This window comes from Cysteiniphilum litorale (genome assembly GCF_003428165.1).
Lineage (GTDB): Bacteria > Pseudomonadota > Gammaproteobacteria > Francisellales > Francisellaceae > Caedibacter > Caedibacter litoralis.
The window spans coordinates 17,759-30,253 of the sequence record NZ_QLIQ01000023.1; the positions used below are offsets into that span (position 1 = coordinate 17,759).

At 38.9% G+C, this 12,495-nt stretch carries 11 protein-coding genes; 9 read left to right on the forward strand and 2 right to left on the reverse strand.

Annotated elements, in window-relative coordinates; all coding sequences use genetic code 11:
- The first annotated feature begins 15 nt into the window (after nt 1-15).
- From DNJ75_RS09585 to DNJ75_RS09615, 7 genes are all read left to right on the forward strand, one after another.
- Nucleotides 16-687, forward strand: a complete 672-nt coding sequence (locus DNJ75_RS09585) for a DUF4194 domain-containing protein (protein WP_117003239.1) — start codon at nt 16-18, stop codon at nt 685-687.
- Entirely contained in the window at nt 687-4,091 is a 3,405-nt protein-coding gene (locus tag DNJ75_RS09590) for an ATP-binding protein (RefSeq protein ID WP_117003240.1), read from the forward strand. Before DNJ75_RS09585 ends, DNJ75_RS09590 begins: the two co-directional genes overlap by 1 nt.
- Complete coding sequence (locus DNJ75_RS09595) at nt 4,092-5,288, forward strand: Wadjet anti-phage system protein JetD domain-containing protein (protein WP_117003241.1); 1,197 nt, start codon at nt 4,092-4,094, stop codon at nt 5,286-5,288.
- Between the two features lie 178 nt (nt 5,289-5,466).
- Nucleotides 5,467-5,838 carry an EamA family transporter gene (locus DNJ75_RS09600; protein WP_117003242.1) on the forward strand — a complete coding sequence of 124 codons (372 nt, stop codon included), beginning with the start codon at nt 5,467-5,469 and terminating at the stop codon, nt 5,836-5,838.
- 31 nt (nt 5,839-5,869) lie between these two features.
- A complete protein-coding gene (locus DNJ75_RS09605; RefSeq protein ID WP_117003243.1) occupies nt 5,870-7,024 on the forward strand; it encodes a DegT/DnrJ/EryC1/StrS family aminotransferase in 1,155 nt (384 codons plus the stop codon).
- A gap of 9 nt (nt 7,025-7,033) precedes the next feature.
- Nucleotides 7,034-8,032: a glycosyltransferase gene (locus DNJ75_RS09610; RefSeq protein ID WP_117003244.1), complete on the forward strand. Its 999-nt coding sequence runs from the start codon at nt 7,034-7,036 to the stop codon at nt 8,030-8,032.
- A gap of 13 nt (nt 8,033-8,045) precedes the next feature.
- On the forward strand, nt 8,046-9,065 hold the full coding sequence (locus tag DNJ75_RS09615; protein WP_117003266.1) for a bifunctional UDP-4-keto-pentose/UDP-xylose synthase: 1,020 nt from the start codon (nt 8,046-8,048) through the stop codon (nt 9,063-9,065).
- A 131-nt stretch (nt 9,066-9,196) separates the two neighbouring features.
- On the opposite strand, the gene DNJ75_RS09620 is transcribed toward DNJ75_RS09615, so the two are convergent.
- Nucleotides 9,197-9,505 (reverse strand): hypothetical protein, encoded by a 309-nt coding sequence (locus tag DNJ75_RS09620; protein ID WP_117003245.1) that lies wholly within the window; start codon nt 9,503-9,505, stop codon nt 9,197-9,199.
- 130 nt (nt 9,506-9,635) lie between these two features.
- Here DNJ75_RS09620 and DNJ75_RS09625 point away from each other — a divergent pair, with 130 nt between their 5' ends.
- Nucleotides 9,636-10,532, forward strand: coding sequence for an ROK family protein (locus DNJ75_RS09625; protein WP_117003246.1), 897 nt, complete (start codon nt 9,636-9,638; stop codon nt 10,530-10,532).
- Nucleotides 10,533-11,555: an L-rhamnose/proton symporter RhaT gene (locus DNJ75_RS09630; RefSeq protein ID WP_117003247.1), complete on the forward strand. Its 1,023-nt coding sequence runs from the start codon at nt 10,533-10,535 to the stop codon at nt 11,553-11,555.
- Nucleotides 11,556-11,609: 54 nt separating this feature from the next.
- Here DNJ75_RS09630 and DNJ75_RS09635 read toward each other — a convergent pair whose 3' ends face one another.
- Nucleotides 11,610-12,479, reverse strand: a complete 870-nt coding sequence (locus DNJ75_RS09635) for a LysR family transcriptional regulator (RefSeq protein ID WP_157968291.1) — start codon at nt 12,477-12,479, stop codon at nt 11,610-11,612.
- Between the last annotated feature and the right edge of the window lie 16 nt (nt 12,480-12,495).

Sequence of the window (12,495 nt, forward strand, 5' to 3'; positions counted from 1 at the left end):
GAAGTGTACAGAGAAATGGCAATAGAGAGCGAACAATTAAGCTTAGACTTAGATGATATTCAAGAACAAGACAAATCTCAGACAGTTGGACTATCTGTGATTGTTATTAGCCTGTTAAAGGGCGTTATTTATCAAGATACTGATCCAAAGCGTTGGAGCGCTTTGATTCGTTTACATGCACAAATTTGTGATTATGTCGACATTTTGGGGTTGGAACTAATCTTAGATGAAGCAGAAGGTTATGCCTTTCTGCGCGCAAAACAAGATGAACAGCAAGAAAGTGAAATAGCTATTACTAAAAGCTCGCCAGAGTTGCGCTTGTTTGCCAGAAGACCCCTGTCATTTGCAGTAAGTTTATTACTTGCCCTATTGCGTAAAAAGCTGGCTGAATTTGATGCTTCAGGTTCAGACACACGTTTGATATTAACAAAAGCAGAGATTGTTGAGCTATTAAAGGTGTTTTTGCCGGAATCAAGCAATGAGGCAAAACTCACCGACCAAATTGAAAAGCATATCAACAAAGTAGTTGAACTGGGCTTTCTTTATAAACTCAAGCAAAGCACTCAAGCAACTGAAGCACGTTATGAGGTCAAGCGTATTATTAAGGCGTTTGTCGACGCACAATGGTTGGCAGAGTTTGAGTATAAACTTGCTGAATACAAGCAATATTTACAGGATAAGAAATAATGGCTGAACAGTTGAACTTAGAAACGATCGAAAACTTTGACGATTTGGAAGATGTTCGCTTAAGTGGATTTCGTTTGGAAAGACTTGAAGTCTATAACTGGGGCACCTTTGATAAGCAAGTGTGGCGTTTGCAGTTAGATGGTAGAAATGGGCTATTAACCGGAGATATCGGTTCTGGCAAATCAACCTTAGTTGACGCTGTGACAACGCTATTAGTGCCAGCGCAACGCATTGCATACAATAAAGCTGCTGGCGCTGATACCAAAGAACGCTCGCTAAGATCTTATGTTTTGGGACATTATAAATCAGAGCGCAATGATCTAAGTGGCAAAGCAAAGCCTGTCGCTTTGCGTGATCACAATAATTATTCAGTAATTTTGGGTGTTTTTCGCAACAAGGGATTTAACCAAGTCATTACCTTAGCTCAAGTCTTTTGGATGAAAGATATTCAAGGTCAACCTGAGCGGTTTTTTGTCGGCGCTGAAGCCGAGCTATCAATTGCTCAAGACTTCAGTCGTTTTGGTACCGAGATAACGAAGCTTAAGAAGCGATTAAGAGATGAAGGTCATGAGCTCATGGAGCGCTTCCCACAATATAGCGCATGGTTTCGCCGTCGTTTTGGGATTGATAATGAACAGGCACTAGATCTATTTCATCAAACTGTTTCAATGAAATCTGTTGGGAATCTTACAGAATTTGTGCGCCAACATATGTTAGAGCCATTTGAAGTTGATCAACGTATCAAAGCATTGATCGACCACTTTGACGACTTAAATCATGCTCATAGTGCGGTACTCAAAGCCAAGCATCAAATTGAGTTATTGGTGCCGCTGACGGATAATTGCCAGCAATTTACTCAGCAAGTTGAAACGATTGATCTTTTGAAATCTTGCCGAGATGCATTAAAGCCATTTTTTTGGACACACAAAAAGACACTTGCTGAAAAGCGTCTTGATAATATACAAGTTGAGCTAAATCGCGCCCATGCCAAAATAGAGCGATTAACAACTCAAATTCAACAAAATAGGGAAGATGAGGCTAATCTAAAACAGCAAATTGCCGAAAATGGTGGCAATCGTATTGAGCATTTGAAGCAAGAAATTCTACGAGCCAATGAACTTTGTCAAAATAGACAAAGCAAATATGAACGTTTTAAATCATTATTGGCTTTGCTTGAATTAAGTCCAGTTGACGATGAAGCAGCCTTTATTACACTAAGAGACCAACTCTCATTGCAGCAAGAAGCAATGCTAAATCAGCAAGCTCATTTAAGTAATGACCTCAAAGAAACAGAGTTTTCTTTTTTACGGATAAAAGAGCAGTATCAAACGCTAGAAAAAGACATTAATCACCTAAAAAAACGAACGAGTAACATTGATCAAGCACAAATCAATATTCGCAGTGATATCTGTAAAGCGTTGAATTTAAATGAAGAAGATCTTCCCTTTGTTGGCGAACTTCTACAAGTCAGAGAAAATGAAAAGTCATGGCAAGGTGCCATCGAGCGTGTGATGCGTAACTTTGGCTTGTCATTATTGGTTCCTGAAGCACATTATGCCGCAGTCGCTAATTGGGTTGACCAAACACATTTAAAAGGGCGTATTGTATATTATCGGGTACGTGAGCGCAGCACCACTAACTCCTATTCCCTACATCCGGATTCATTAGTACACAAACTGTCGATCAAATCAGACTCACCGTTTTATATCTGGCTTGAAAATGAGTTAATGCATCGTTTTGACTTAGCCTGCTGCGACACACAAGAGCAGTTCAGACGTGAGAAAAAAGCGATCACACAAAATGGTCAAACTAAAGGCGGTAATGAGCGCCATGAGAAAGATGATCGTTTTGCATTAGCTGATCAAAGTCGCTATGTCCTTGGTTGGAGCAATAAACAAAAGATTCAAGCACTCGAATCTAAAAAAAGAATACTTGAAACCGAAATGGCTGATTTTGCTTTAGAAATTAGCAACTTCAAAAAAGATGAAAAAGCATTGCTCAATAGCTTAAATGCGTTAAGTAAGCTAGAAGAATATCAGCGTTTTTCAGAGCTTGACTTTAAACCTGTTGCCTTAAAAGTCGATGCATTAAGTGATGAATTAAAGGCACTAGAATCCGCCTCTGATTTGTTAAAGATGCTCTCACAAAAGCTTGAACAAACAGAAAATACACGAATTGAAATGGAGCAAAAGCTTGATCAAGAGAAAGACTCTCGCTCCAAAGCTGAACAAAAGCAAGCTGACATCAATGATCTTAAGCAAATAATTGATGAATTTTTAGCACAAGAAGATAGCCAACAAGCAAGTGTTTATTTTGAACAAGTAGAACTGCTACGCGTTGAAGCCTTTGCTGAACATAATTTGACGCTTGAGTCATGTGATAATAAAGAACAGGAACTCAGAGGCTATTTGCAGAAAAAGATTGATAATGAAAGTCGCAAATTAAGTTTACTACAAGAGAAAATTATCAAAGCGATGAGCCATTATAAAAATGTCTATCCATTGGAGACACAAGAGGTTGATGCAAGCGTTGAGGCACATCATGAATATCAGGCTATGCTTGATAATTTGCAAGCGGATGACTTGCCGCGCTTTGAGGCCAGATTTAAAGAGCTTTTAAATGAAAATACCATTCGTGAAATTGCCAACTTTCAGTCACAGCTTAATCGTGAACGTGAAACAATTAAAGAGCGTATTACGCAGATCAATAACTCCTTAGGGCAGATCGATTATAATCCTGGGCGTTATATTCTATTAGAAGCGTCTGTAACACAAGATGCAGATATTCGTAATTTCCAGAGTGAGCTGCGCGCTTGTACTGAAGGAAGCCTCACAGGCTCTGATGATACACAATATTCCGAGGCAAAATATTTACAGGTTAAGCAGATTATTGAGCGTTTTCGTGGACGAGAGGGCTTGAGTGATCAAGACAAGCGTTGGAGCGCTAAAGTCACCGATGTACGTAATTGGTTTAACTTCTCAGCATCAGAGCGTTGGCACGAAGATGATACTGAGTTTGAACATTACTCTGACTCAGGCGGTAAATCAGGTGGACAAAAAGAAAAACTAGCCTACACCATTCTTGCTGCAAGTTTAGCCTATCAATTTGGCTTGGAATGGACAAATACGAGATCGCGAACCTTTCGCTTTGTGGTTATTGATGAGGCATTTGGCCGTGGCTCTGATGAGTCAGCGCAATATGGTTTGACGTTATTTAAAAAGCTCAATTTGCAGCTGCTTATTGTCACACCACTCCAAAAGATTCATATTATTGAACCACATGTGTCAAATGTTGGTTTTGTGCATAATGAAGGTGGCAAATCTTCCAAAGTGCGTAATCTAAGTATTCGTGAATATCAAGAAGAAAAAGCCAAAGTGCTTGCCTTAGAAGATACTGTGACTTAAATGCAGTGGACAACACCTAAATGCTTGCGAAAGGAAGCTCTAAAACTATGGAATAGCGGTGCATTACTTAGAAGTATATTAGCTGATGAAAGCTACTTTCCAAAACGCTTAAGCTTTAAAAAGCCTAACACCCAAGAGCTGGTAGATCGCTTTGATGAGGTGAGAAAATGGATTGCTGAAATCAAAGCACATCACTACCCCGACATTGATTTTAAGACGATTAATCATCGCATATTGGGCGAAAATACCATCCCTTGTGGTGCATCGATTCCTGATCTTGAAAGTGCTGTCAAATGGCTAGGAAAATTTCAAGCGTATCAACAATTTAGCAAAATGATTACATATACACGTCAGTTTCAACCAGAGCTTTTGCTATGGCTTGAAAAATATCCGTTAAAGGCATTGGAGATTGCAGATGACTGGTCTCGCCTACTTAAAGTAATCGATTGGTTAAAGAAAAATCCTAATCCAAATATTTATCTTAGACAGGTCGATATTGCAACAGTTGACACTAAGTTTATTGAACGTAACAAGGCACTATTGGTACAGATGCTGCCATTAGTCCTTACTGAGAGAGATTTATCACTACTCAATAGTCGTAACTTTGAAAAGCAATTGGGATTTAAAACCAAACCCTTATTCGTGCGCTTTCGATTATTGGATCAACAGTTACAGTTTATCTTGGGTAAACAGCAGGATTTCACTTTAGCAGATAATGATTTTAAGGAACTGATATCTTTACCACAAATACAGCACAGCTTAAAAAATGTTTTTATCACTGAGAATGAAATCAATTTCTTATCTTTTCCTCAATTGACCAATAGTATGGTTATATTTGGTGCAGGGTATGGTTTTGACCACCTTGCAAAAGTCTCCTGGTTAAATGACATGAATATCTACTATTGGGGAGATATTGATACGCACGGTTTTGCCATTTTAGATCAATTGCGTGCAAAATTCCCCAAAGTTAAAAGCCTATTAATGGATCAAGAAACCCTATTGGCACATAGCGAATTTTGGGGTGTTGAGCCAAAGCCTGAGCATCGCAAATTACTGCGTCTAACAGTTGATGAAGAGCATTTATATCAACAACTTGTTGGAAATACCTATACTCAAAACTTACGTTTAGAACAAGAAAAAATTAGCTATAGCTCGGTTATGCATGCAATAGCCAGACTAAGTAATGGGAGTCAATAAATGTCACGAATACATTCATCAGAGTCAAAACAAAAAGCTTATAAAAGCGCTCATGATTAGTTTTTCTGTTTCTTAATGCGATGTGTTTGTCTTTAACCCTTAAAGCCATTACAATGCTAGCCTATTGAATGTGGTTTGGACTTGAATTTTTATTTAAGTCATAAGAGGGTAATAAAAAATGACCGTTGTTGTATGGAGTCTATTGTTGTTTGGTGTGCTTTTAAACGCCTCAGCGCAACTGTTTTTAAAGTTTGGTATGGATCGCATTGGTGAGTTTAGCTTCACCCTTGCCAATATTTGGCCAATTGGCTGGAAGGTCGCAACGAATTATTTCGTCATTCTAGGGCTTATGTGTTACGTCATCAGTGTTGTCGTGTGGCTGATGGTGCTATCACGCGTGCCTGTTGGTTTAGCCTACCCAATGGTGTCTATCGGTTATATTGTCACCGCAATTGCCGGTTATTTTTTATTGGGGGAAACCCTTACTGCAACACGTGTTGCCGGAATTTTTGTGATTATTTTAGGCGTTTATTTGGTTGCAAAACCATAAATCAACATCAATCAGTAATAGAGACAAATAAATGAGAGATACATTTTTACCTTTTGCCAAACCAAGCATTTCAGAAGATGCGATTGCCGACGTTGTTGAGAGCTTGCGCTCTGGCTGGTTAACAACAGGACCAAAGCTTAAGAAGTTTGAAAGCATGCTTCAAGAATACCATAACGCACCACATGCCTTATGCTTAAATTCTGCAACTGCCGGATTGCATTTAGCTTTATTGGCACTTGATTTAAAGCCAGAAGACGAAGTGATCACGACACCGATGACTTTTGCTGCCACTTTAAATGTCATTGAAATTGTTGGTGCCAAAGTTAAACTTGTTGATGTTGAACGTGACACTTACAATATTGATGTTACAAAAATTGAAGCAGCAATCACACCTAACACAAAGGTAATTATGCCGGTGCATTTTGCTGGCTTACCCGTGGATTTGGATCCTATTTATGCATTAGCTCAAAAATACAATCTCACTGTGATTGAAGATGCAGCGCATTCGATTGGTGCTGAGTATAAAGGCAAAAAACTAGGCACCTTTGGTGATATGCAAGTCTTTAGTTTTCATCCGAATAAAAACATGACCACTGGCGAAGGTGGATGTGTCGTGACACGTGATGATGCGATCGCTAAACATATTTCCTTAACACGTTTTCATGGCATGGATCGTGAAGCATGGAATCGCTTTGGCAAAGAAGGTAGTGCGCACTATCAGATCGTTTACCCTGGTTTTAAATATAACATGATGGATTTGCAAGCAGCACTTGGTATACACCAGCTACCTGCTTTAGACGGTTTCATTGAAAAGCGCACGCAATTAGCAAAGCGTTATTATGAAAAGCTTGCAAACTTTAACGCACTCATTCTGCCAAAAGCACCACAGTTTGAGCACAAGCATGCATGGCATTTGTTTGCGCCAACCTTAAATACACAGGTTGTTAAAATCACGCGCGATGAGCTGATGACTCAGTTAAAACAGCATAATATCGGCTGTGGTGTGCATTATGAAGCCGCACATTTATACCCTTATTACGCCAATAAATATGGCTTTAAAAAAGGTGATTTTCCAAACGCCGAGGAAATTGGCGCTAATGTGATTAGCTTGCCTCTTTTCCCAGATATGACCTTTGCTGAACAAGACGATGTGCTTGACGCACTCAACAAAATACTAAGAGCTTAAGGAGCTAATATGACTAAGCCTTATTTAAGTGTGGTAATTCCAATATACAACGAAGAGGAGGTGTTACCTACGCTTTTTGGACGCCTTTTCCCGGCACTTGATGCCATTAACAAACCCTATGAAGTCATCTTTACCAATGATGGCAGTAAAGATAAATCCATCGAGCTATTGCGTGAGATGCATGACAAGCGTCCAAATGAAGTTAAGGTAATTAACTTTAATCGCAACTTTGGACAACATATGGCGATTATGGCAGGCTTTGAGCATGTTGATGGCGAAGTGATCGTAACCATGGACGCTGATCTACAGAACTATCCAGAAGATATTCCACTATTGTTAGAGAAAATCGAGCAAGGTCACGATGTAGTTGGTGGCTATCGCATGGATCGCCAAGATAAAAAATGGCGTTTATTTGTCTCCAAATTACATAATTCATTGCGTTTAAAGTTAACCGGCATTGATATGGTTGATGAGGGTTGTATGCTTAGAGCCTACACGCGTGACGTGATTGATCGCGTTGTTGCTACCGGTGAGAACTCAACCTTTTTACCTGCACTAGCACATAGCTTTTCATCAAATCCAACCGATGTTGGTGTGCGCCATGCCGCACGTGAAGAAGGGACTTCAAGCTATAACTTGTATAAGTTAATTCGTTATAATTTTGACTTCTTTGCCAACTTCTCAAAAGCACCTCTTGAGTTCTTTACAATGACTGGCTTAATCGTGTCATTTTTGAGTATCTTGTTGTTTATTTATTTGATTGTTAAACGTCTTGCCTTTGGTCCTGATGCCGATGGCGTATTTACACTTTTTGCGATCATGTATTTCCTCATTGGCATGCTGTTAATGGGACTTGGTATCGTTGGCGAATATATCGGACGGATTTATGAAGAAGTACGTAAACGCCCACGATTTATTATCAAAGACTACATAACAACGACTGAATCAAAAGATAAGCCGCACGCTAAAAAAACTGAACAAAGTGAAAACACAAAAGAAAGTGAATAAAAAAGGTAACAATATGTCCGTTAAATTATTAGTTTTAGGTGTCAATGGCTTTATTGGCAGCAGTATGGTTGAAAAAATATTAAAAGATACCGATTGGGAAATCTATGGCATGGATCTTTCTGATCATAAAATTACTGAGTTTTTAGATCATCCACGCTTACACTTTGTTAAAGATAATGTACTTGAGAATATGGCATGGGTTGAAGAACATATCCAAAAATGTGACGTTATTTTCCCACTGGTTGCTGTTGCCAACCCCGCGCTTTATGTCTCTGATCCATTATTTGTTTATAAGCTCGACTATGAATCAAATGTTGATATTGTGAAGCTATGTGTTAAGCACAAAAAACACCTTATTTTCCCATCGACATCAGAAGTCTATGGCATGAGCAAAGACATTCCATTTAATGAAGAAACCAGCGCTTTAGTGACGGGTCCCATCAATAAGCCACGTTGGATTTACTCTTGCTCTAAGCAGCTACTTGATCGTGTCATTCACGCCTATGGCATGCAAGAAGGACTTAATTACACGTTATTTAGACCCTTTAACTGGATTGGTCCCAAGCAAGATGAAATCAAATCGTCTAAAAAAGGCAGCGCCCGCGTATTAGCACAATTTGTTTCAAACATTATCGATGGTAAAGATTTACAACTAGTTGATGGCGGTACACAACGTCGTTGTTTTACTTATATTGATGATGGCATCGATGCTTTGATTGAAATCGTTAAAAAACGTGATAACGAAGCACATCGACGTATTTTTAATATTGGTAATCCGGATAATGAATATTCAATTAAAGAACTGGCGGAGTTAACCGTTGATGCGATGAAGCGTTATCCAGAGTATCAAGCACGTGCTGAGAATACTAAAATTATTGCGACAACTGCAGGAGACTATTACGGTGAAGGCTATCAAGATGTCGATCGCCGTGTGCCGTCAATTGAGAATGCTAAGACACACCTTAACTGGTCACCTAAAGTGTCAATGCAAGATGCCTTAAGAAAAACTTTTGATTATCATTTACTGCAGTGATTCTCGCACTTTCAAAGGATTCACTGTAAGTTGCAGAAGTTTCTTGTTCGATGCAAGGTTCTATACATCTGATACACAGAGCCATACGCTATTGCACCATTAATATTATTATTTTTCATCAAAGCACAATATCAAACTTGCGACAATACAGTAACTAACTGTTGAATTAAATAGTTCTTATTGATGAGAACAATAGCTAGACCAATTAGTAAAACAGCATATAAAAATACAATAGCATAACGCTTAGATGTTTTACTTTTGAAAAATTTTAAATATGTCTCTATGATGTCATAAAGAATGATTATAACTAAATATAAAATTCCAATACCTATAATTAAATAGCCAATAATAGCAAGCATTTGTGAGTAGTAGACAGCTGAACTAGCAGCAAGCCCAAAAACAATGAAAACTAATGGTGATAGGTAATTTAATCTATTCATGGTAAGTCCGTTTTTATATTTCCCAGTAAAATGATAATACCATTAGCAAAAAATAACAATGACTTTGGTTTTGTTACGTTTAGTTGTATCTTATATCCCTAATTACACAAACATTTAAGGATACATACAAATGGAGTCAACGGGTTGCTATATTGGCTTAGATATTGGCGGGACAAAGACAATGGTTAAAGCCATTGATGCCAAGGGTCATGAAATCGCCTTATACAAAGAAGCGACACCATTAGATTTTGATGAGGGTATTTCACTACTTCACACTTTGATTGAAAAGGTCGCAGCTAACCATGACATCAAAGGTATTGGTGCTGCCATTGGTGGCCCCTTAGATGCTGATAAAGGCATTGTTTCACCACTTCATCAACCACAATGGCGTAACATCCCGCTTAAAAATATTATGGAAGAACGTTGGCAATGCCCTTTTCATGTCGATGTGGATACGAATGTTGCTGCAGTTGCAGAATATCATCTAGGGAATTATCAAGCATCGCGCTTTTTATACATCACATTGAGCACCGGCATGGGTGGTGGTTTTTTAATTGATGGCAAGATTTATCAAGGACTATCGCACCCTGAAATTGCACATCAGGCTATTTCACACTGTTATGACAGCCATGACATGATGCAGCGTATTAGCTGTGAATGTGGTACAAATGATTGTTTGGAAGCAATGGTTTCAGGCAATGGTATTAAACGTTTATATCTTAAATCAGCTGAGAATTTAAATGAGAAGGAGTGGTCAGAAGTTGGCTACAACCTAGGGCAGGGCTTACGTAATATCGCGACAATTTTATCACCGGAAATTATCGTATTTGGTGGCGGTGTTGCTTTAGGTGGTGGGCAAGCTTTATTAGATCATGCGCAAAAAGTATTAAATGAAAAGCTAAAACTGGTTAAGGCGCCAAAGCTTGTACTGTCTCAACTGGGTTATAACACAGCTTTGGAAGGGGCGCTATGCTTTGCTAAAGGCATGCATTTGCCACAGAAACAACAAGCTGCCATGGGGGTTTAAATGACGATTATTAGCGCTTTATTTTTCTCGGTTTTAGCGGGCATTTTAAATGGCAGCTTTGCCACTCCAACAAAACATATGCAAATCAATCCAGTCAAGATGTGGCTTAACTTTGCTTTCTGGGGATTTATTATTATCCCTTTTTTGACCTTCTTAATAGTTGATCCGGCATTTTTTGGCTTGCTACTACAGGTACCTACTATGGCAATTGTTATTCCACTAATTGCCGGTTTAATCTGGGGTATCGGCATGGTTTGTTTAAGTGTTGCGCTTAAACATATTGGTATTGGTGTCGCTTTTGTTATCAATATTGGCATTGGTACGGCAGGTGGTACACTTATCCCACTGATATTCTTCCCACAACAGCAGTTAAGCACGGGATTTGTCAGTTTAGTAATAGTAGCGGTTGTTTTCTTATTGGTTGGTGTATTATTGGCAGGACTTGCCGCACAACAACGTGAGAAAGAAACCTTAACTAACACAACCAACAAAGCAACTAAGGTGGCATTATTTGCCATTTTAATTACAATTTTTGCAGGAATAAGCTCCGCACTGCAAGGGGCTAGCTATGCCTATGCATTAAGTGCATATGCCACACTGACAAATGAAGTGAATAGCCCCTTCATTCTTGCGATATTGCCGTGGTTTTTTGTATTTGTTGGCGGTTTTATACCTTATGTTATCTACTTTGCGATGTTAAATGCTAAGACTCAACGTCAAACCCAAGCCGTTTCCACACAAAAAATGACCTTAAAAGATCAACTGTTGATTATTGCCATGGCAGTGATGTTTTTTGAATCAACGGTTTGTTATGCCAAGGCCTCACAAATCCTAGGCGCTTTGGGCCCGATTATTGCTTGGCCACTATTTATGACATTTATTATTTTAATGTCTAATTTCTGGGGACTTAAGCACGGTGAATGGCGTAATGCATCACGTGCTGCAGGTATTAAAATTATTAGCGCAATTATATTATTGATTGTCGCTGTAATCACCTTGGTTGGCGCAAGTCTATTTCGTTAAGCCTCTACCATCTATTGCTTTGTCACCCAATCAAGGACAGTAAGATGTAGAAGTTTAGACCTGATCTAACAGCAGCCTCTCTTCCCACCATTGCATAAAAAACCTTGCCAGCTCTTCACTATGCACAGTTTTGCGCCAACTATAAAAAACCAGTTTTTTCTCAAAGGCAAAATCAAAATTGACACGCTTTAACTTAAAAATATCACGGTAGTACTCATATAAATGATGCTCGGTAGACATCACCGTATTGGGCATACTGCTTAATAAACTCATCGATGTCAAAATGCTGTTAGACAACACCACCTTGCTGCGCGGATGATGTCCGATAGTTTGGCGAATATAAGGTGTCTCTTTATCATGCATGGTGATATGTTTTGCTTGCAGGTAATCAACCAAAGTCATTTTATCAAAATCACTTTGTTGACTTGTGATCACAACAGACTGGGTTTCCATCAATGGTTGCGTTGGAATACTCAACACACGATCTTCCATCCCAATAAATAAATCAAATTGGCTCACATCGCATTGTGCTTTATTCAAGTCTTTAAGCTTTAATACTTCCATTTCGATTTCAATATCATGGACTTTGCAGGCTTCAATAAACTCAGGCATATATAACAGCGCGAAAAAATCACTGGTTAGTACTTTGTAACACTTTTTCTCAGATTGCGCACTACTGTGTTTTGCCAGAGCAACAATATGCCCAATATAACTGCATAACTGCAAGCCCTTGGCAGTTGCCACACAGCGTCCATCCTGAATCTGCATCACATCATCACCGAATGTCTTTCTAATCAGTCTCAATGCGGCACTTACCGTTGATTGATTCTTATTTAAAAGCTTAGCTGCTTCCGATACTGAACCGACTTCAATAACCGCTTTAAAAACATAGAGATTATTCAATGTAACCGAGCTTATATCCATTACGTTTACCATGATT

Bases quoted from the DNA above. Each gene is read 5' to 3' on its own strand.
- DNJ75_RS09585 (WP_117003239.1), top strand. From the start codon at position 16: ATGGCAATAGAGAGCGAACAATTAAGCTTAGACTTAGATGATATTCAA.
- DNJ75_RS09590 (WP_117003240.1), top strand. From the start codon at position 687: ATGGCTGAACAGTTGAACTTAGAAACGATCGAAAACTTTGACGATTTG.
- DNJ75_RS09595 (WP_117003241.1), top strand. From the start codon at position 4,092: ATGCAGTGGACAACACCTAAATGCTTGCGAAAGGAAGCTCTAAAACTA.
- DNJ75_RS09600 (WP_117003242.1), top strand. From the start codon at position 5,467: ATGACCGTTGTTGTATGGAGTCTATTGTTGTTTGGTGTGCTTTTAAAC.
- DNJ75_RS09605 (WP_117003243.1), top strand. From the start codon at position 5,870: ATGAGAGATACATTTTTACCTTTTGCCAAACCAAGCATTTCAGAAGAT.
- DNJ75_RS09610 (WP_117003244.1), top strand. From the start codon at position 7,034: ATGACTAAGCCTTATTTAAGTGTGGTAATTCCAATATACAACGAAGAG.
- DNJ75_RS09615 (WP_117003266.1), top strand. From the start codon at position 8,046: ATGTCCGTTAAATTATTAGTTTTAGGTGTCAATGGCTTTATTGGCAGC.
- DNJ75_RS09620 (WP_117003245.1), bottom strand. From the start codon at position 9,505: ATGAATAGATTAAATTACCTATCACCATTAGTTTTCATTGTTTTTGGG.
- DNJ75_RS09625 (WP_117003246.1), top strand. From the start codon at position 9,636: ATGGAGTCAACGGGTTGCTATATTGGCTTAGATATTGGCGGGACAAAG.
- DNJ75_RS09630 (WP_117003247.1), top strand. From the start codon at position 10,533: ATGACGATTATTAGCGCTTTATTTTTCTCGGTTTTAGCGGGCATTTTA.
- DNJ75_RS09635 (WP_157968291.1), bottom strand. From the start codon at position 12,479: ATGGATATAAGCTCGGTTACATTGAATAATCTCTATGTTTTTAAAGCG.